At 70.7% G+C, this 18594-nt stretch carries 18 protein-coding genes; 10 read left to right on the top strand and 8 right to left on the bottom strand.

All coding sequences use genetic code 11. From position 1 onward, the window contains the following. Positions 1-55 precede the first annotated feature (55 nt). The 6 genes from BM013_RS23545 to BM013_RS23570 are packed head-to-tail and all read right to left on the bottom strand — an operon-like array spanning position 56 to position 7308. Entirely contained in the window at positions 56-1021 is a 966-nt protein-coding gene (locus tag BM013_RS23545) for an NAD(P)H-dependent flavin oxidoreductase (RefSeq protein ID WP_093130073.1), read from the bottom strand. After that, on the bottom strand, positions 1018-2016 hold the full coding sequence (locus BM013_RS23550; protein ID WP_093130331.1) for an NAD(P)H-dependent flavin oxidoreductase: 999 nt from the start codon (positions 2014-2016) through the stop codon (positions 1018-1020). The genes BM013_RS23545 and BM013_RS23550 overlap by 4 nt, the downstream gene beginning before the upstream one ends. A gap of 4 nt (positions 2017-2020) precedes the next feature. Beyond that, the gene (locus BM013_RS23555; RefSeq protein WP_093130074.1) at positions 2021-3193 is read right to left on the bottom strand and encodes a CaiB/BaiF CoA transferase family protein; all 1173 of its coding nucleotides are present in this window, start codon (positions 3191-3193) and stop codon (positions 2021-2023) included. Next, positions 3190-5325, bottom strand: a complete 2136-nt coding sequence (locus tag BM013_RS23560; protein ID WP_093130075.1) for an acetate--CoA ligase family protein — start codon at positions 5323-5325, stop codon at positions 3190-3192. The genes BM013_RS23555 and BM013_RS23560 overlap by 4 nt, the downstream gene beginning before the upstream one ends. 20 nt (positions 5326-5345) lie before the next feature. Next, positions 5346-6494 (bottom strand): acyl-CoA dehydrogenase family protein, encoded by a 1149-nt coding sequence (locus tag BM013_RS23565; RefSeq protein ID WP_093130076.1) that lies wholly within the window; start codon positions 6492-6494, stop codon positions 5346-5348. A gap of 49 nt (positions 6495-6543) precedes the next feature. After that, complete coding sequence (locus BM013_RS23570) at positions 6544-7308, bottom strand: IclR family transcriptional regulator (RefSeq protein ID WP_093130077.1); 765 nt, start codon at positions 7306-7308, stop codon at positions 6544-6546. Positions 7309-7504: 196 nt separating this feature from the next. Here BM013_RS23570 and BM013_RS23575 point away from each other — a divergent pair, with 196 nt between their 5' ends. The 5 genes from BM013_RS23575 to BM013_RS23595 are packed head-to-tail and all read left to right on the top strand — an operon-like array spanning position 7505 to position 11822. After that, positions 7505-8497 carry a Bug family tripartite tricarboxylate transporter substrate binding protein gene (locus tag BM013_RS23575; protein WP_093130078.1) on the top strand — a complete coding sequence of 331 codons (993 nt, stop codon included), beginning with the start codon at positions 7505-7507 and terminating at the stop codon, positions 8495-8497. 43 nt (positions 8498-8540) lie between these two features. Next, positions 8541-8975 (top strand): Zn-ribbon domain-containing OB-fold protein, encoded by a 435-nt coding sequence (locus BM013_RS23580; RefSeq protein ID WP_256220005.1) that lies wholly within the window; start codon positions 8541-8543, stop codon positions 8973-8975. Further along, entirely contained in the window at positions 8972-10129 is a 1158-nt protein-coding gene (locus BM013_RS23585) for a thiolase family protein (protein WP_093130079.1), read from the top strand. The genes BM013_RS23580 and BM013_RS23585 overlap by 4 nt, the downstream gene beginning before the upstream one ends. Positions 10130-10159: 30 nt before the next feature. Continuing rightward, complete coding sequence (locus tag BM013_RS23590) at positions 10160-10966, top strand: enoyl-CoA hydratase/isomerase family protein (RefSeq protein WP_093130080.1); 807 nt, start codon at positions 10160-10162, stop codon at positions 10964-10966. A 40-nt stretch (positions 10967-11006) separates the two neighbouring features. Continuing rightward, positions 11007-11822, top strand: a complete 816-nt coding sequence (locus tag BM013_RS23595; RefSeq protein WP_093130081.1) for an SDR family NAD(P)-dependent oxidoreductase — start codon at positions 11007-11009, stop codon at positions 11820-11822. Here the strand turns inward: BM013_RS23595 and BM013_RS23600 are convergent. Next, positions 11776-12888, bottom strand: a complete 1113-nt coding sequence (locus BM013_RS23600; protein ID WP_093130082.1) for a substrate-binding domain-containing protein — start codon at positions 12886-12888, stop codon at positions 11776-11778. The genes BM013_RS23595 and BM013_RS23600 overlap by 47 nt on opposite strands. 68 nt (positions 12889-12956) lie before the next feature. Here BM013_RS23600 and BM013_RS23605 point away from each other — a divergent pair, with 68 nt between their 5' ends. From BM013_RS23605 to BM013_RS23625, 5 genes are read left to right on the top strand one after another with little or no spacing between them, the layout of a single operon-like run. Further along, positions 12957-13790, top strand: coding sequence for an SDR family NAD(P)-dependent oxidoreductase (locus BM013_RS23605; protein WP_093130083.1), 834 nt, complete (start codon positions 12957-12959; stop codon positions 13788-13790). 45 nt (positions 13791-13835) lie between these two features. Further along, the gene (locus tag BM013_RS23610; RefSeq protein ID WP_093130084.1) at positions 13836-14822 is read left to right on the top strand and encodes a tripartite tricarboxylate transporter substrate binding protein; all 987 of its coding nucleotides are present in this window, start codon (positions 13836-13838) and stop codon (positions 14820-14822) included. A 16-nt stretch (positions 14823-14838) separates the two neighbouring features. Further along, the gene (locus BM013_RS23615; protein WP_093130085.1) at positions 14839-16422 is read left to right on the top strand and encodes a class I adenylate-forming enzyme family protein; all 1584 of its coding nucleotides are present in this window, start codon (positions 14839-14841) and stop codon (positions 16420-16422) included. Continuing rightward, a complete protein-coding gene (locus BM013_RS23620) occupies positions 16419-17165 on the top strand; it encodes an SDR family oxidoreductase (protein ID WP_093130086.1) in 747 nt (248 codons plus the stop codon). The genes BM013_RS23615 and BM013_RS23620 overlap by 4 nt, the downstream gene beginning before the upstream one ends. A gap of 48 nt (positions 17166-17213) precedes the next feature. Further along, positions 17214-17996, top strand: a complete 783-nt coding sequence (locus BM013_RS23625) for a citryl-CoA lyase (protein WP_093130087.1) — start codon at positions 17214-17216, stop codon at positions 17994-17996. 28 nt (positions 17997-18024) lie between these two features. On the opposite strand, the gene pgaD is transcribed toward BM013_RS23625, so the two are convergent. Beyond that, positions 18025-18588, bottom strand: a complete 564-nt coding sequence (gene pgaD / locus BM013_RS23630) for a poly-beta-1,6-N-acetyl-D-glucosamine biosynthesis protein PgaD (protein WP_177206582.1) — start codon at positions 18586-18588, stop codon at positions 18025-18027. Positions 18589-18594: the final 6 nt, after the last annotated feature.

An 18594-nucleotide genomic window follows, 5' to 3' on the forward strand; every position in this document is an offset into this window, starting at 1 on the left:
GATGTCTGCACGGCGGCCCCCGAATGCCGCAGCGGCGCCCTGCCGCATGCCCGCGTCAGGTGCCGCCGCCGAACTCCGCGCGAAGCGTGCCTACCAGTTCGGCCACCGTCGGCAGCCCCGCCACGCCGGAGACGGAGTGCCCCGCGCTCCACAGGTCGGCCCAGCGCTGGACCACCGCGCCCTCCGAGCCGCCACCGAAGCGGCTGCGCGCCTCCTGCACCGACACCGCCTCGTCGAGCGCCGCGGGATCAAGCCCCGCCTGCACCACGGAGGGCCGCAGGAAGTTCGCGGGCAGGCCGGTGAAGGCGCGCGTGGTCATCACATCGTCCAGCGAACTCTGCGCGAGCATCTGCTTGTAGGGCGCGGAGCCGAGGCTCTCGCGCGTGGCGATGAAGCGCGTGCCCATCGAGCCCAGGTCGCAGCCCAGCACCGTGGCGGCCTTGAGCGCAACGCCGTCCGACAGGCCTCCGGCCAGCACGACCGGCCCGTCGAACATGGCCCGCACGGCCCGCACGAAAGCGAACGGGTTGGCCCAGCCGGTGTGTCCTCCCGCGCCGGCCGTCAGCAGCACGAGGCCGTCGGCACCGGCTTCGATGGCGCGCTCGGCATGGTGCACCGAGGCCACGTCCGCCAGCACCAGGCAGCCGCCGTCATGCAGCGCGGGGATCACCGAGGCAGGCGATCCCACGCTGGTGATCACTACTTCCGCGCGGTGGCGCACGATGATGTCGACCTCGGCTTTCACCTTCGCGGGGTCGCGCCGCATGATGAGGTTGGGGCACCAGGGCGCATGCGGCCGGCCACTGCCCCCCTCCGCCACGGCCGCCCTTGCCTCGTCGCCCAGGCGCCGAAGCCACGCATCGAACTCGTCCAGCGACGCACAGTTGGCCGTCGGAAACGCGCCCACCACACCTGCACGGCAGGCGGCCGACACCAGTTCGATGCCCGACACGCGCAGCATCGGCGCCGCAATGACGGGCAGCGCGAGCCGATCGAGAAAAGGCAGTCGTCGTTTCGTCATGCAGGGACCTGTGCAAGTGAAGAGAGCCGGCCGAGCGACGCGCGCGCCTCGTCCAGCAACTGGGCCACGATGCCGGCCAGCGGCTCGATGCGTTTGGCGAACGCGATGGAAGGCCCGAGCGACAGCATGCCGCGCTGCCAGTCGCCTTGTGCATAGCAATGGTCGCGCGCAACCCGCCCGCTGATCAGATCGCCGAAGGCCGCATGGTCGGCCGCGCCGGCGCGCTCGATCTCGTCGATGCGGCGCGCGGTGTCGTTGCGCAGCACGCGCCAGGTGTTGCCCAGCGTATGAAGCAGGCGCACGGTGGAATGCTCGTCGCAGCCGAGCAGGTGCTCCTTGTAGCCGCGGTGCGCGCCGATTTCCTCGCACACCAGAAAGCGGCTGCCCATCATCACGCCCTCGTGGCCCTGCGCCAGCACCGCCGCCAGCTGGCGGCCGTGGCCGATGCCGCCGCCGAGCACCACGGGCACGCGGAACTGCTCCGCGGCCAGCGCGCCCATCAGCATGGTGGGAAGCTCGTTGGTGCCGGGGTGGCCGCCCTCCTCCATGCCGATCAGCGCAATGGCGTCGGCCCCTGCGCGTTCGGCCGACAGCGCATGGCGGATGCTCGGCGCCTTGTGCAGCACGACGGCGCCGGCTTCGTGCAACGTGCCGATCAGCTCGGTCGGCGCGTAGCCCGCGGTCTCGAAGAAGCGCACGCCGTGCGCCAGCGCGATGTCGAGCCAGCGCCGCACGGCCGCGTTGGCCTCGGGCCGGCTCGACAGCGTGAGGTTCACGCCGAAGGGCTTGCCGCCGGTCAGCGCGCTGCACCTCACCAGCGCTTGCGCGAAGTCTTCGTCGCTGTCGAACGAGCGCGGCGTGATGAAGCCCATGCAGCCTGCGTTGACCAGCGCGGCAACGTAGTCCGCGCCGGAGAGCCACATCAGCCCGCCGCCGAGGATCGGGTGCGCAATGCCGAACAGCTCGGTGATGCGCGTGCGAAAGACCGGCGGCACGGCGTCAGCCCCGCGCACTGTCGAGCGCCGGCGCGCCGCCGAGCCGGCCCGGCACCACACCGGTCATCGGTACCGGGTAGCGCGCCACGGGCAGCACACCACCGCCCTCGAACTTGCCGCGCTGCGCGAACTGGGGCACCGCGGCCACGCGCGAAGGTTCGACCACCGGCGCGGCCGGCACGTCGTGCCGCTGCAGCAGCGCGAAGACCTCGTCCGCGTCGCTGGCCGCCAGCAGCTCGGCGATGCGCGCGTTGATGGCGCCGGCCACGGCCTTGCGCGCCTTCATCGCGCGGAACGCCTCGCCGCCGTAGGGCGCGAGGTCGAGCGCTTCGCAAAGACGCACCCAGAAGTGGTCTTCGAGCGCGGCAATGGACACGTGCCGCCCGTCGCGGCAGGCGAAGGCACCGTACGCAGGCTTGACCAGCGTGGCCTCGCGCTGTGCCTCCAGCGTGACGGCTCCGGCCTCGCGGTAGGCGCCCACGCGCGGGTTCATCCAGTGCAGCGCGCAATCGGCCAGCGCCACGTCGAGATGCTGGCCCCGCCCCGTGTGCTCCCGCTGGTACAGGGCTGCGAGCGTCGACGACAGCGCATACATCGCGCCGCACAGGTCGGCCACGGGCAAGCCGAAGCTCTGTGCCGGCCCCTGGCCGGGCACGCCCGACACCGCGAGCACGCCGGCGGCGGCAAGGTAGTTGATGTCGTGGCCCGGCAGGCCGGCCCACGGCCCTTCCTGTCCGTAGCCGCTCAAGGACACATAAATGAGCCGCGGAAACTCGGCGAGCAGGCTGGCCGCATCGAGCCCCAGCCGCGCCATCACCCCGGGCCGGTACGACTCGACCACCACGTCGGCCTTGGCGATGAGCGCGCGCACCTCCGCGCGCTGCGCCTCGTCCTTCAGGTCGGCCAGCAGGCTCTGCTTGCCGCGGTTCACCGCCTCGAACACACCGGGGCCCATGCGGCGCACGTTGTCGCCATTGGGCGGACGCTCGATCTTGACGACGCGCGCGCCAAGCTCGGCCAGGCTTTGCGTGAAGAACGGGCCGGGCAACAACTCGCTGAAGTCGATGACGGTGATGCCCGCCAAAGGCGGTTGGGGCTGGGCCTGGTGCTGGGCCGGGTGCTGGGCCGGGTGCTGGGCCGGGTGCTGGGCTTGAGACCTGGCAGCGGTGCCCGTCATGCGGCGCCTCCGCTGCGCTCGATGATCACCGCGTCGAGCGGCATGGCGCCCTCGCCCTTCGCGCCGACCCACACCGGGTTCAGGTCCATCTCCTCGATGCGCTCGCCGTGGCGCACCACGAAGTCGGAGATGCGCACCAGCAACTCCTCGAGCGCGGCCACGTCGGCCGCGGGCCGGCCGCGCGCGCCGTCGAGCAGCGCGAAGCAGCGCATCTCGCGCACCATCGCCGCCGCGTCGCGCGGACCGATCGGCAGCAGGCGGCGCGTGACGTCGCGGAAGATCTCCACGTAGATGCCGCCCAGCCCGAAGGTCATCACGTGGCCGAACACCGGGTCGCGCGTGACGCCGATCATCAGCTCCACGCCGCCGCGCGGCGCCATCTTCTCGATGAGCAGGCCATCGATCTTCGCCTGCGGCTGGTGCTGTGCGACCGAAGCCATGATGTCGCGCCAGGCCGCGGCCACCTGCGCGCCGTCCTGCAGGCCAACCCGCACGCCGCCGATGTCCGACTTGTGCACGATCTGCCCGCTCGCGATCTTGGCGACCACCGGGTAGCCCATGCGGTCGGCCAGCGCGCGCGCCTCGTCGGCCGAGGTGGCGAGCACGTTCGGCAGCAGCGTCACGCCGGCTTCGCGCAGCCGCTGCTTGGCCTGCGCTTCGGACAGGCTGCGCGTTGCGCCTTCGCCGATCGGCGCGGTCAGCGGTGGCAGCGCGAGCGGATGAATCACCGGGTTCGCGCGCCTCCAGCGGCCATACGCCACCCAGCGCGCGATGGCGGAGATCGCCTTGCCCACCGAGCGCGGCGGCGCAAAGCCCGCGGCCACGAGGCGCTGGTAGCCCTCGCCCAGGCGGTCGCTCATCCAGATCGGCACGATCGGCGCGGCGCAGCCCTTCTGCGCATTGATGATGTTGTCGGCCATGCGCGTGGTCGTCTCGCCGTAGTCCAGTGCAATGGGCACGATCGTGAGGCCCAGGTTGGCGTCGTTGGCCACGCAGCCCAGCGTGGTCTCCACCACGGTCTTGTCGCTGAGCACCATGGCCGTGGTGTCGACCGGGTTGCCGATGGCCGCGTAGTCGGGCAGCTTGGCGCGCAGCACCGCCGTGGTCTCGGGCGTGAAGGCCGCGAGCGTGAGGCCGGCCGAGCCCACCGCGTCGGCCGCAAGCGCCGCGGTGCCGCCCGACGAGCAGTAGATGCCCAGCGCGTCCTGCGCGCCCGGCATGGCGCGCGCGAACAGCCACGCCGTGTCGACCAGCTCGTCGATGTCGTCCACCTCGATCACGCCGAACTGGCGGAACACCGCGCTGTTGACCTCGGCCGAGCCCGTGAGCGACGCGGTGTGCGACTGCGCCGCGCGCCGGCCGTACTCCGACTTGCCCACCTTCAGCCCGATCACCGGCTTGCCGTTGGCCGCGGCGCGCTGCACCGCGGCCACGAATTTCGGGCCGTCCTTGATGCCCTCGAGCAGCGTGACGATGACCTTGATGTCGGGTGCGTCCGCCATGTAGTGGATGAAGTCGGCCACCTGCAGGTCGACCTCGTTGCCGGTGGAGGCCCACAGGCCGATGCCGATGCCGCGCTCCATCGCCTGCATCACGTTGCGCCCCAGGCCGCCGCCCTGCGTGGCCAGGCCGATCGGGCCCTTGATCAGGTCGTGCGGGAACGAGGGCGAGAAGGTCAGGCCCAGCCGCTTGTTCACGTTGGTGAGGCCGGGGCAGTTGGGGCCGTACAGGCGCAGGCCGCCGCGCTCGGCGATCTCCTTCATGCGCTGCTGCTCGCGCTCGCCCTCGGCGCCGGCCTCGCCGAAGCCCGAGCTCAGGATGACCGCGAATCTCACGCCGCGCGCAGTGCATTGCTCGATCACCTCGAGCACGCCGCTCGCGGGCACCGCGACCACCGCCACGTCGGGCGTGTCGGGCAGCGCCGCCACGCTGGGCCAGCAGCGGTGGCCGCGAATCTCGGCCTTGCCGGGGTTCACGAGGTAGACGTCGCCTTCGAACTCCGAATGCGTGAGCAGGTTGGTGAGCGTGCGTTCGCCGATGCTGCCCTCGCGGTCGGACGCGCCGACGAGTGCGATGGAACGCGGGTTGATCAGGCGCGACAGGTCGGCCGGGGTGTTCTTCGTTGTCTCCATGGTGCGTGCTTCCTGTTGCTTCAGACGATGGCCGACATGCCGAGGATCTCGCGCCCGACGATCAGCGTCTGCACTTCGGTCGTGCCTTCGGGAATGGTGCCGCCGCGGGTGTCGCGGAAGATGCGCTCGATCGGGTAGTCGGTGGAATAGCCCAGGCCGCCGTGCACCTGCAGCGCCATGCTGGCCACCTCGTGCGCGGCCTCGGTGGCGTACAGCTTGGCGATCGAGCAGGCCATGCGCGCGTCGTGCTGCGAGTCGAGCGCGGCGGCCGCGCGCAGGCCCAATGCCCGCGCGGCCTCCACGCGCACCGTCATGTCGACGATGAGCTTCTGCACCAGCTGGAAGCTGCCGATCGGCTTGCCGAACTGGGTGCGCGTGCGCGCGTAGTCGATCGACAGGTCCAGCGCCGACTGCGCCGCGCCCACCGCGCCCATGGCGATGTTCACGCGCGCGCTGTCCAGCCCCACCAGCATGCGCTTGAGCGCGCTGCCCTCCTCGCCGATGAGGTTGGCGCGCGGCACCTTCACGTTGTCGAAGTTCAGTTCGGCCGTGCCGGTGCTGCGCAGCACCATGGTGTCGACGCGGCGCACCTCGTAGGGCGACACCTCGCGCTCGACCAGGAAGGTCGACAGCTGGCCCTGGCAGTCGGCGCTGTAGGTGCGCGCCACCACGATGCCGAAGTCGGCGAAGGCGCCGTTGGTGATCCAGAGCTTGCGCCCGTTGAGCACGTAGTGGTCGTCCTTCAGGTCGGCGCGGGTCTGGATCTGCGCGATGTTCGAGCCCGTGCCGGGCTCGCTGATGGCGGTGAAGCAACGGCGCTGCGAAGCCAGCAGCGGCTTCAGGAAGCGCTCCTTCTGCTCGGGCGTTCCCTCGACCGCGATCTTGTGGATCGGCCCGTTGGTGATGTTGAGCATGGTGCGCAGCGACAGCCATGCGTAGCCCGCCTCTTCCATCAGCATCGCCCAGGTCAGCTGGTCCATGCCCATGCCGCCCTCGGCCTCCGGCAGCCGTCCGCCGATGTAGCCGAACTGCGCCAGTTCGCCCAGCAGCTCGAAGGGAAAGCTCCGCTCCACGTCGTGCTTCGCGATCAGCGGCGCGACCTCGCTCTTCATGAAGCGGCGAATGCTGTCGCGCAGCAGGGCCTGGTCGGCGTCAAGGGTGAAACTCATCTGGCTGTCTCCTGAGGTTGGATAAAAAGGCGCGCGCCGCGCCCGTGCGCTACGAGGCGCCGGGCTCCCGGGCGTTGCGTGGACGAAAGACGAGGGCCTGCACTTCCTGCAGGGCCGCGAGAAAGGGTTCGCGCTGCTGGCGCAGGCGGTCGGTGGGGCCGGCCACGGACAGGGCCATGGGCTCGCCGCCCACGTAGCCCGCCACGGCGAGCGCGGAGAGGCCGTCGCCGCCTTCGTTCTCGACCCAGATCCAGCCCTGCGTGCGCGCCTGCTCGACCTGCGCCTCGAGCGCGGCAAGGTCGACGATGGTGCCTTCGGCGATCTTGCGCAGCGGCTTGAGCCGAAGTTGCCGCGCCGCCTCCTCGGGCGTGCCCAGCGCGAGCACGGCCTTGCCGAGCGCCGACACGTGCAGGCTGAGCTTGTCGCCCACGTTCTGCATGTAGCGCAACGGATGCCGCCCCTCGGTGAACGCCAGCACCTTCACCACGCCGCCCTCGACGCGGCCGCACAGGCCGGTTTCGCCGGTCTTGTCGCGCAGCAGCTCGGCGGCTTCGGAGGCCACGGCATAGAGCGGGTCGCTCGACGAGATCTCCCTGGCCACCGACAGCAGCCGGGCCGTGGGATAGAAGCGCCGGCTGCGCGCGGTGCGCAGCAGGTAGCCGAGCTCGTGCAGCGTGTGCAGCAGGTCGGAGCAACTGCTCTCGGGCAGGTCCATGAGCCGCGCGAGGTCGGAGTTGGAGAGCTCGCGCTTTTCGCGGGCGAACAGCTCCAGCAAGGACATGGTGCGGGCGGCGGCGGGGACGAGTGTGGGCATATTTCCTCCGATATTTCGTAGACAAGCACGAATATTAGCGGAGCAACCTGCGGTCTTGTTCATTCTTGGAACCGTATTTTCCGATCTGAACGGCCAAGATTCATCGGCACATTTCCTCTTGTTTTTCTACGACCAGTCGACGTATATTGCGATTACTCGTAGACAAACGAGGCCAAAAAACCAACTGGAGACATGCATGGACAAGTTCTGGAAGAAGGCGCTCGCCGGGCTGTGCGCGGCTGCGGCGACCCTCGCGACGCTGGGTGCCGCGCATGCGGCGGGCGAGACATGGCCGACCCGGCCGATCACCTTCGTGGTGCCGTTCACGCCCGGCGGCATCACCGACAACACCTCGCGCGTGCTCGCGAAGATCGTGGGCGACAAGCTCGGCCAGCCGGTGGTGGTCGACAACCGGCCGGGCGCCGGCGGCTCGATCGGCGTGGAGGCGGCCTCGCGCCAGCCGCCCGACGGCTACACCATGATCTACGGCACCCAGGGCACGCAGGCCGCCAACCTGGCGCTGTACAAGAACATCCGCTACGACCCGGTGAAAGACTTCGTGCCGGTGCACGCCATGTCGGAGACGCCGCTGATCCTGGTCGTCAACCCCTCGCGGCCGTTCAAGACCGTGCCCGAGCTCATCGCCTACGCCAAGGCCAACCCCGGCAAGCTCAACTTCGGCTCGGCCGGTCCGGGCACCGGCACGCACCTGACGGCGGAGCTGTTCCAGGTGGCGACCGGCATCAAGATGACCCACGTGCCCTACAAGGGCAGCAGCCCGGCGCTCACCGACCTGATGGGCGGCAACCTCGACCTGATGTTCGACTACCCGGTGGTCGTGATGCCCTTCGTGAAGGCCGGCAAGCTCAAGCCGCTGGCCGTCACCGGCAAGACACGCCTGGCCATCGCGCCCGAGATCCCGAGCGTGAGCGAACTCGGCTTCCCCAAGGCCGAGTCCACCGCATGGAGCGCGGTGTTCGTGCCCGCCAGGACCCCGCCCGAGATCGTCAAGCGGCTGGGCGACGCCATCGCGCTGGCCATTGCCGACCCCGAGATGCAGCAGGTCACCGAGAAGTTCGGCAGCGTGCCGCTGAAGGACCTGCGCGACGCCAGGCTGGGCGAGTTCGTCAAGACCGAGATGGTCCGCTGGCGCGAGGTCGTCCAGGAGTCCGGCGCCAGGCTGGAGTGAGTTTTCCCTTTCGCTTCCCCATGTCCCTTTCCATGTCCTTTCCATGCCCATGACCCAAGACCTGACCACGATGAAGCCCCAGCGGCCGTCGCTCTACCGGCTGGCGGCGGACGGCCGCTCGCTCGACTTTCTCTTCGCCCAATGCCCCGCGTGCCATGCGCTGAGCTTCCCGGCCAACGCACCGGGCTGCATGCACTGCGGCCATCCCACCGACGAAGCCGCGCAAGTCGCGAGGCCCGGCGGCGGCACGCTGCTCGAATACGTGACGCTGCACGTGCCCCTGGTGCCGGGCATGCCGGCACCCAGCATCGCGGGCGACATCCGCATCGCGCCGCAGGTGGTCGAGGAAGGCGTGATCGCGGTCGGCGACGAGCGCGCGCTGCGCCCCGGCATGGCGCTGCGGGCCGTGGCCGTGCCGCTGGCCTGCGGCGACAGCTACGGCTGCGCCTTCGTGCCGGCGCAGGAGGCCGCGCAATGAGCGGCAACTGGATCGACGGCAACGACGGCGTCTACGTCGTGGGCATCGGCCTGCACCCTTATCAGTTCCCGAGCGAAACGCCCTACACCCACCTCGGCCTTGCGGCCGTGCGCGGTGCGCTGGCCGACGCGGGGCTCGACTGGAAACAGGTGCAGGCCGCGTACATGGGCACCACCTCCATCGGCATGGCCGCCGGGCGCGTGATGTTCCGCCACCTGGGCGCCACGGGAGTGGCGGTCACGCAGGTGGAGAACGCCTCGGCCTCGGGCTCCTTCGCATTCCGCCAGGCCTGCATGGAGGTGTCGAGCGGCATCAGCGACGTGGTGCTCGCCATGGGCGTGGACAAGCACGGCGACGGCCGCCGCGCCGCCAACAAGGACGGGCTCGAACGCCTGAGCGACACCGCCACCATCCCGGCGGTGAAGTTCGCGCTGATGGCGCGCAGCTACTTGCGCGAGCGCGGCGCCGGCATCGAGGCGATGGCCGGGGTCGCGGTAAAGAACCACGGCAACGCCTCGCGCAACCCGTACGCGCAGTTCCGCAAGCCGCGCACGCTCGAACAGGTGCTCGCCTCGCCGAAGGTGGCGGGCGACCTCACCGTGCAGCAGTGCTGCCCGCGCGGCGAGGGCGCGGCGGCGGTGCTGCTCGTGTCGGGCCGCGCGCTGAAGCGCCTGGGGCTGGATGCGAAGCGCTGCGTGCGCGTGCGCGCCTCGTTCGCCAACAGCGAGCGCGACGAAACGGTCTACGGCGACGGCCCCATCGAGCTGGTGCGCGGCAGCGCGCAGGGCGCGCTCGAACAGGCCGGCATCGCGGCCACGCAGCTCGACCTGCTCGAACTGCACGACGCCTTCTCGGTGGAAGAGCTGCTCTACAGCGAAGCGATCGGCGTGTGCGCGCCCGGCGAAGGCGCGGCGTACCTGGCGCGCGGCGACTCGCAGATCGGCGGGCGCTGCGCGATCAATGCCTCGGGCGGCCTGATCGGCATGGGCCATCCGCTCGGACCGACGGGCATCGGGCAGATCGCGGAGATCACGCGGCAGATCCGCGGCGAAGCCGAAGGCCGCCAGCACGCGAACGCGCGCTGGGGCATGGCCCACATGATCGGCCTCGGTTCGGTGGCCGTCGCGCACGTGCTGTCGGCGGCACAGGCCTGAACGAACGCAAGACAGGAAGGAACCCCACCCATGACCGCATCCCACCCCGCGCTCGACACGCTGCTGTACGAGGTGCGCGACAACGTCGCCATCGTCACGCTCAACCGCCCCGAGCGCATGAACACGCTCGGCGGTTCCATGAAGCCCGACCTCGCGCGCGCCTTCTTCGACTACGCCCGCGCCGACGAGCGCGTGCGCGCGGTGCTCGTCACCGGCAGCGGCGAGCGCGCCTTCTGCGCGGGCGCCGACATCAAGGAGCGCGCCGGCAACCAGGCCGCGGGCACCGACTACTTCGTGGCGCAGAAGGCCACGCACGACCTGTTCCGCAACATCGAGGAGTTCGAGAAGCCCGTGATCGCCGCCATCAACGGCGTGGCGCTGGGCGGCGGCCTGGAGATCGCGCTTTGCTGCGACATCCGCCTGGCGGCCGACAGCGCACGCTTCGGCCTGCCCGAGATCAAGCTCGGCGTGATTCCCGCCGCCGGCGGCACGCAGCGGCTGCCGCGCCTCATCGGCGAGGCGCGCGCCAAGGAGCTGATCCTCACCGCCGACCTGGTCGACGCCGACACCGCGCTGCGCTACGGCATCGTGAGCCGCGTGGTGCCGCAGGCCGAGCTGATGACGCAGGCCTTCGCGCTCGCGCAGCGCATCGCGGAGCACCCGCCGCTGGCGGTGCGCTTCGCCAAGCGCGCCATCAACCGCGGCATGCAGACCGACCTCGACTCGGGCCTCGAGTACGAGCGCTATGCGGCCGCCATGATCATCGACAGCGAGGACCGCAAGGAAGGCATGCGGGCGTTCGTCGAGAAGCGCAAGCCGGTGTTCACCGGGCGCTGAGCGCCTTCGTTTTTTTGCACGACTACCTCAAGGAACACACATGAAACTCGGATTGGAAGGCAAGGTTGCGCTGGTCACCGGCGGCGGCCAGGGCGTGGGCCGCCAGATCTGCATCGAACTCGCGGCCGAAGGCGCGCGCGTGATCGTCAACGACCTGTTCGCGGAGCGCGCCGACGCGGTGGCCGCCGAGATTGCCGCGGCCGGCGGCCAGGCGCTCGCGGCGCCCGCGGACATCACGCGCGCCGAAGAAGTCGAGGCCATGGTCGCCAAGGGCATGGCGCACTTCGACGCACCGGTCGCGGTGCTGGTGAACAACGCCGGCATCATTCCCGAGCGCCGCGAAAAGGGCGGCCGCACGCCGCCCTTTCTCGACATGCCGACCGCGGACTGGGCCAAGATCGTCAACCTCAACGTCTACGGCACCATGCACTGCTGCCGCAGCGTGCTGCCGGGCATGGTCGAGCGCAAGGGCGGGCGCATCGTCAACATCATCTCGGAGGCCGGGCGCATCGGCGAGGCCAACATGGCGGTGTACTCGGGCGCCAAGGCCGCGATTGCCGGCTTCGGCAAGGCGCTGGCGCGCGAGCACGGGCGCCACGCCATCACCGTGAACTCGGTGGCGCTCGGCGCGGTATCGCATGCGGGCATCAAGGACGGGCCGCTCAACATCCACGCGACGGTGGAGAACGACGAGCGGCTGGGCAAGATGCTGAACGTCTACCCGATCTCCAAGGGCGTGGGCCGCCTCTCGCGCCCCGAGGACATCTCGGGCCTGGTCGCCTTCCTGGCCTCCGACCGTTCGCTGTTCATCACCGGCCAGACGATCGGCGCGTCGGGCGGCTTCGCGATGGTGTAGCCGCACCCGCGGCGTCGATCGCCGCCGCCTCCGCCGCCACCACCGGCGGTGGCATGCACGACGCGCCCAGCACCAGGTCGAGCCCGATGGTCACCTTGCGCGGCGCGGTGGCCGCCTTGCCGCCCAGGCGGTCGAGCATCAGGTGCGCCGCGGCCTGCGCGGCCTCGTCGATGTTGAAGCGCAAGGTGGTCAGCGCGGGATGCATCAGCGCAAAGGCGTCGTCGGTGCCGATGCCCACCACCGACAGGTCTTGCGGAATGCGCCGGCCCGCGGCGCGCACGCTGCGCAGCGCGCCGGACAGCAGGCGCGTGCCGAGCGCAATCAGCGCGGTGGGCGGCGAGGCCAGGTCGAGCATGCGCGCCATCTGCGCTTCGGACGACTGCACGGCGGAGCTCAGCATGCACAGCAGCGCCTCGTCGAAAGGGACGCCGTTGCGCGCCAGGCTGTCCTGGTAGCCGAGCAGCTTTTCGCGGCCCGGCCGGATCGCCACGCTCGGGCCGAACAGCGCAATGCGCCGGTGGCCGAGCGACACCAGGTAGTCGACCGCCTGCGCCACGCCCTTGCGGTGGTCCTGGTAGACCACGTCGCCGTCGCAGTCGACCTCGCGGTCGACGATGACCAGCGGCAGCTTGCAGCGCGCGAAGGGATCGGCGCCACGCGGCAACCCCTCCACGCTCGGCGAGGCGATGATGCCTTCGAGCCGGCGGTTCTCGAACAGCGTGAGCAGCTCCTTCTCGCGCGCGGGCTGGTCGTAGGTGCTGGCAACCAGCAGCGAGAAGCCCGCGGCCTGCATGCGGATCTCGACCGCCGCGAAGAAGGCCGACAGGAACGGGTTGGCCATGTTCGACACCATGAACCCGACCGCCTTGCTGCGCCCGGTCTTCAGGTGCCTGGCATTGAAATTGGGCACGTAGCCCGTGGCCTCGACCGCGCGCTCCACCCTGCGCCGCGCGTCCGCGCTGACATAGCCGCTGTTGTTCAGCACGCGCGACACGCTTGCGATCGACGCGCCCGAAGCGGCCGCGACGTCGCGCAGGGATACCGACCTTCCTGTCTCGCTGCTCATTGTTTTCCCTTATGAAAACGTTCCATGGCTTGCGGCTGGCGAATGCATTTTCTATCCTCGGGCACCATATGAAAACGTTTCCATATCTTAACGACCCACAGCCTTCCGGCGCGCGCTTCGCGGGCCGCACGATGCTGGTGATCGGCGGCGGGCAAGCCATGGCCGACCCCGAGGAACCCGTGGGCAACGGCCGTGCGATCTGCCTGCGCCTGGCGGCCGGCGGCGCCCGCGTGCTCTGCGCCGACCGCTCGGCCGAGGCGGCGTCGCGCACCGTGACCGACATCACCGCGCATGGCGGCATCGCCTTCGCGCTCACGGCCGACATCGCGCGGCCCCAGGACATCCGCACCCTGTTCGACGGGCTGGCGCAGCGCGGCATCGGCATCGACGGCCTGGTGCTGAACGCGGGCATCAGCGACCGCCGGCCGCTGCGCGACATCACGCCCGAGAGCTGGGACACGATCTTCGGCGTCAACCTGCGCGGGCATGCGCTGTGCGCCCAGGCCGCGCTGCCGGCCATGAACACGGGCGGCGCGATCGTCTTCGTGTCGTCGCTCGCGGCGGAAATGCCCGCGGGCCGCAACCCCGCCTACGAGAGTTCGAAGGCGGGCCTCTCGGCCCTGTGCCGCGCGACGGCGCTCGAGGCGCACGACAAGGACATTCGCGCCAACCTCGTGCGCGCCGGCCTGATCGACACGCCCATGGGCCGCGCGGCCAGCGCGGCGCGCCCGGGCCGGGCGGCTGGGCCGTTGCCCTTCGGCCGCCAGGGCACCGCATGGGACATCGCCAACGCCGTGTGCTTCCTGCTCTCGGACGAAGCCGCCTACGTCAACGCCGCCGAGCTGGCGGTGGACGGCGGCCTGCGCCACGGCATTGCGCGCGCGCCCTCGCACCCGGCTTGACACCCCCTCCCGCACATTCCTTCCCCGCATTCCTGGAGACACCCCTTGAACAGAAGAGCCCTCGCCCTTGCCACCGCTGCCGCACTGGCCGCGCTGTGCGCACCCGCCGCCTGGTCGCAACCGGCGCCCGCGGCCTGGCCGGCCAAACCCATCCGCCTCGTCGTGCCCTTCCCGCCCGGCGGCGCCGCCGACCTGTTCGCCCGGCTCATCGGCGCGGAGCTGGCGCAGTCGCTGGGCCAGCCCGTGATCGTCGACAACCGGCCCGGCGCGGGTGGCAACATCGGCGCGCGAGAGGTGTCGGCGGCGGCGCCCGACGGCTACACGATGCTGCTCGGCACCGTGGGCACGCACGCCATCAACCCGACGCTGTACGGCAACCTGCCCTACGACACGCGCAAGGCATTCACGCCGGTGGCCATGGTGGGCTCGGTGCCCAACGTGCTGGTGGTGAACCCGTCGCTGCCCGCGAAGTCGGTGGCCGAACTCACGGCGATCGCCAAGAGCAAGCCCGGCAAGCTGAGCATGGGTTCGTCGGGCAACGGCAGCAGCATCCACCTGTCGGGCGAGCTCTACAAGCACCTGGCGCAAGTGAGCATCCTGCACGTGCCTTACCGCGGCGGCGCCGCCGCGCTCACCGACCTGATCGGCGGGCAGATCGACCTGATGTTCGACAACCTGCCGACCTCGCTGCCGCACATTGCCAAGGGCTCGCTGCGCGCATTGGCCGTGACGGGCACGCGCCGCTCGCCTTCGCTGCCCGATGTGCCCACGATGGCCGAGGCCGGCGTGCGCGGCTACGAATCCACCGCATGGTCGGGCCTGTTCGTGCCCACCGGCGTGCCCGCCGCGGTCACGCAACGGCTGCACGACGAGGTCGAGAAGGCGCTGCGCACCGACAAGGTGAAGGCGCGCTACCGCGACCTGGGCGCCGACGCGCCCGAGATGACGCAGCCGGCCTTCGACGCCTTCGTGCGCAAGGAGTACGACAAGTGGGCCGAGGTGGTGCGGGCCTCCGGCGCCAAGGCCGAATAGAGCGGGGAACAGCACGATGCGTCCCATCGACTTTCTGCTGCGCAGCGCGCGGCGCCATCCCGGCAAGACCGCCATCTCGGGCCCCGAGGGCGAGATCAGCTACGCCGAACTGCTCGCGCGCACCGAGGCGCTGGCCGCCGCCTTCCAGGCGCTCGTGCCCGATGCGCGCGGGCGCATCGCGATCTGCGCGGGCAACCACATCGCGCACGTCGTCGCGCTGTTCGCGACGCTGCTCGCGGGCCGCATCTGGGTGCCGCTGAACCCGCGCGCCGGGCAGGCCGAGCTCAGCCGCATCGTCGAGTTCACAGAAGCCGCGCTGGTGGTGACCGAGGCCGGCCTCGAAGACAAGGTGGCGGGCACGCAGGCACGGCGCATCGGCTATGTGCCGCAGGACGCGGCGCACGCCGCGCAGCGCGGAAATGGCAAACCTGGCGAACTCGACGAACTCGGCGCCCTCATCGCCGAATACCGCGGCCGCCAGCCCGCCGCCGTGCGCCACGACCTCGGCGAAACCCAGGCCATCAAGTTCACGGGCGGCACCACCGGCGCGCCCAAGGGCGTGATGCAGAGCTACCGCGCGTGGAACACCACCATCGTGTCGATCATGCAGGCCATGCGGCTCGACGCGCACGAGCGCTACCTGGCGGTGGCCTCCATCACGCACGGCACCTCGACCTTCCTGCTGCCGGTGCTGGGCTGCGGCGGCACCGTGCTGCTGCCGACCTCCACGCGCCCGCGCGACGTGCTCGACCAGCTCGAGCACGACCGCGTCACCGCCGTGTTCATGCCGCCCACGCTGATCTACAGCCTGCTCGAGGACGAGACCGCGCGCGGGCGCGACTGGTCGGCGCTGCGCCACTTCGTGTATGCCGCCGCGCCGATGCGGCGCGACAAGATCCTCGAGGCGCAACAGGTGTTCGGCCATGTGGAAACGGGCTACGGCCAGACCGAGGCGCCGGCCATCATCTCGTACATGCCGGTGGACGACCTGCTCGATGCGCGCAACCTCGACTCGGTCGGCCGCGCGGCGCTGATGACCGAGATCGCCATCATGGACACCGCCGGCCGGCTGCTGCCCACGGGCGAAACCGGCGAGGTGGTCGTGCGCGGCGACCTGGTGATGTCGGGCTACTGGAAGCAGCCCGAGAAGACGGCCGAGACCTTCCACGACGGCTGGCTGCGCACCGGCGACGGCGGCTACCTCGACGAGCGCGGCTTCCTGTTCCTGAAGGACCGCGTGCGCGACATGATCATCACGGGCGGCTTCAACGTCTACCCGACCGACGTGGAGAACGCGCTAGGCAAGCATCCTGCCGTGTACGACTGCGCGGTGATCGGCGTCGACGACGCCAAGTGGGGCGAGGCGGTGCATGCCGCCGTGCAGCTGCGCGCGGGCGCGCAGGCCACCGGCGACGAACTCATCGCATGGGTGCGCGCGCGGCTCGACCCCGTGAAGACCCCCAAGGCCGTGCATTTCTTCGAGCAGTTGCCGCGCACCGCGAACGGCAAGGTGTCGAAGAAGGATGCGCGCGCGGACATCGTCCGGCGCATGGAGCCCATGCAGTCAACCCAACCACCTCACATTGACATTCCCACATGACATCGCAACCACAGACAAAAGACGCCGCACCGCGCCACGCGCTGGTCACCGGCGGCTCGTCGGGCATCGGCCTGGCCATCTGCCACACGCTGATCGCGGCAGGCTGGGAGGTCGTGAACTTCGACATCCAGCCGCCGCCCGATGCCAGCTCCGGCGAGTTCGTGCGCGTCGACATGGGCGACCGCGCGGCGCTCGCCGAGGCACTGGCGCAAGTGACGGCGCGCAAGGCGCTCACCGGCCTCGTGAACAACGTCGCGGCGATCCGCCCGGCGCCCATCGAGGACACCTCGCTCGACGACTTCGACCTGCAGATCGGCGTCACCGCGCGCGCCGCGCTGCAATGCACGCAGGCCGTGCTGCCCGCGATGCGCGCGGCCGGGCACGGGCGCATCGTCAACATCACGAGCCGCGCGGCGCTCGGCAAGGAACTGCGCAGCGGCTACGCGGCGGCCAAGGGTGCGCTCAATGCGCTCACGCGCACCTGGGCGCTGGAACTGGCGCCACGGGGCATCACCGTGAACGCGGTGGCGCCCGGCCCCATCGCCACCGCCGCCTTCAAGGCCGCGAACCCGGCGGACAGCCCGCGCACGCAACGCATCGCGCAGGGCATTCCGGTGCAGCGCTTCGGCGAACCCGCCGAGGTGGCGCATGCGGTGGGCTGCTTCATGCATCCGATGGCCTCGTTCATGACGGGACAGGTGCTGTACGTGTGCGGCGGCATCACGGTCGGGCTCGCGGGCTGAACGCCGCGAGCAGAGCAAAGCCATACAGAGCAAAAGCAGAGCGCGCACATGCCCATCAAGACCGACATCGGCTACACCACGCCCGACACCATCTGGGTGCGCGGGCGCAACCTGTCCACCGAGGTCATCGGCAAGCTCGACTTCGTCGAGATGATCTGGCTCCTGATCTTCGGCCGCACGCCCGAGCCGCGCGAGAAGAACATGGTCAACCTGCTGCTGGTGACCGCCGCCGACCACGGCCTCACGCCCAGCGCCATCACCGCGCGGCTGACCTGGCTGGGCGCGCCGGAATCGCTGCAGGGCGCCGTGGCGGCCGGGCTGCTGGGCGCGGGCAACAACTTCCTGGGCACGGTGCAGAACGTGAGCGAGATCCTGATCCGTGAAGCCGCCTCGCTGGCCGACGACGCGGACGACGCCGCCGTGCGTGCGCGCGCGGCGCAGGTGGTGAGCGAGTTCCGCGCGCAGCGCCGGTCGATTCCCGGCATCGGCCATCCGATCCATGTCGACGGCGATCCGCGCGTACCGACGCTCATGGCGGTATCGAAGGAGAACGGCTACTTCGGCCGCCACTGGCGACTGGCGCTGGCCATCACCGAGGTGCTGCGCGAAGACCACGGCCGCCGGCTGCCGCTGAACGCGGCCGGTGCCAACGGCGCCGTGCTGGCCGACATGGGCCTCGACCCCTTGCTGGGCCGCGGCCTCGCGCTCATCGGGCGCGCCGCCGGGCTGGTGGCGCACGTTTACGAAGAGCGCAGCTCGCCGACCGGCCAGCAGGTGTGGGACCTGGTGCTGCGGCAGGACGAGCGCAACGTGCTGGCCCGAAAGGGCTGACCCGGCGCGCGGTGCGGCCCTGGCCCGCTCAGGCTTCGCGCTGCGGCCGCGCGATCGTGCCCGAAGGCGTCAGCATCGCCGGCTCCGTGTCCAGGTCCGACGCGTCGGTCACGCGGCCGTCGCGGTCGTGCTGCACCAGCAGGCGCCGCGCGCGTTGCCACAGCGACAGGTTGCGCGCCTCGAGCGACGAATATTCGGCGAGCTGGGCCACGGTGCTGTCGGCGCTGCGGCCTTCGGTTTCCTCGCCGCGGATGGCGCGGCGGCGCACGGGCGCCAGCAGCAGCATCGCCGCGAAGATGCCCAGCGCGCACAGCGCGTAGATGGCGAGCAGGCCGTTGTCCTGCCGCACCTGCGACACATGGAAGAAATGGCGCCACGCGTAGAGGAACACGGCCACCCAGAAGAGCACCAGCAGCACGGGCCGCCCCACCCGCAGCCACGCGAAGGTGGCCACGGCACTGAGCATGGGCTTGTTGCGGATGAACTCGCTCAGCGGCACGCGCGCGGCGTCGAGCACCGGCGTTTCCGCCTGCGGCTCGGCCCATCCGCGCAAGCGCGGGGGGGCGGGTTGCTCGGCGGTGTGCGCGCGCATGCGCGG

The organism is Variovorax sp. OK605 (assembly GCF_900115445.1).
Lineage (GTDB): Bacteria > Pseudomonadota > Gammaproteobacteria > Burkholderiales > Burkholderiaceae_C > Variovorax.

Excerpts from the sequence above, each read along its gene's own strand:
- BM013_RS23580 (WP_256220005.1), top strand. The coding sequence starts at position 8,541 with ATGCCCATGACCCAAGACCTGACCACGATGAAGCCCCAGCGGCCGTCG.
- pgaD (WP_177206582.1), bottom strand. The coding sequence starts at position 18,588 with ATGCGCGCGCACACCGCCGAGCAACCCGCCCCCCCGCGCTTGCGCGGA.
- BM013_RS23620 (WP_093130086.1), top strand. The coding sequence starts at position 16,419 with ATGACATCGCAACCACAGACAAAAGACGCCGCACCGCGCCACGCGCTG.
- BM013_RS23585 (WP_093130079.1), top strand. The coding sequence starts at position 8,972 with ATGAGCGGCAACTGGATCGACGGCAACGACGGCGTCTACGTCGTGGGC.
- BM013_RS23555 (WP_093130074.1), bottom strand. The coding sequence starts at position 3,193 with ATGACGGGCACCGCTGCCAGGTCTCAAGCCCAGCACCCGGCCCAGCAC.
- BM013_RS23570 (WP_093130077.1), bottom strand. The coding sequence starts at position 7,308 with ATGCCCACACTCGTCCCCGCCGCCGCCCGCACCATGTCCTTGCTGGAG.
- BM013_RS23565 (WP_093130076.1), bottom strand. The coding sequence starts at position 6,494 with ATGAGTTTCACCCTTGACGCCGACCAGGCCCTGCTGCGCGACAGCATT.
- BM013_RS23600 (WP_093130082.1), bottom strand. The coding sequence starts at position 12,888 with ATGAGCAGCGAGACAGGAAGGTCGGTATCCCTGCGCGACGTCGCGGCC.
- BM013_RS23595 (WP_093130081.1), top strand. The coding sequence starts at position 11,007 with ATGAAACTCGGATTGGAAGGCAAGGTTGCGCTGGTCACCGGCGGCGGC.
- BM013_RS23615 (WP_093130085.1), top strand. The coding sequence starts at position 14,839 with ATGCGTCCCATCGACTTTCTGCTGCGCAGCGCGCGGCGCCATCCCGGC.
- BM013_RS23575 (WP_093130078.1), top strand. The coding sequence starts at position 7,505 with ATGGACAAGTTCTGGAAGAAGGCGCTCGCCGGGCTGTGCGCGGCTGCG.
- BM013_RS23625 (WP_093130087.1), top strand. The coding sequence starts at position 17,214 with ATGCCCATCAAGACCGACATCGGCTACACCACGCCCGACACCATCTGG.
- BM013_RS23545 (WP_093130073.1), bottom strand. The coding sequence starts at position 1,021 with ATGACGAAACGACGACTGCCTTTTCTCGATCGGCTCGCGCTGCCCGTC.
- BM013_RS23605 (WP_093130083.1), top strand. The coding sequence starts at position 12,957 with ATGAAAACGTTTCCATATCTTAACGACCCACAGCCTTCCGGCGCGCGC.
- BM013_RS23560 (WP_093130075.1), bottom strand. The coding sequence starts at position 5,325 with ATGGAGACAACGAAGAACACCCCGGCCGACCTGTCGCGCCTGATCAAC.
- BM013_RS23590 (WP_093130080.1), top strand. The coding sequence starts at position 10,160 with ATGACCGCATCCCACCCCGCGCTCGACACGCTGCTGTACGAGGTGCGC.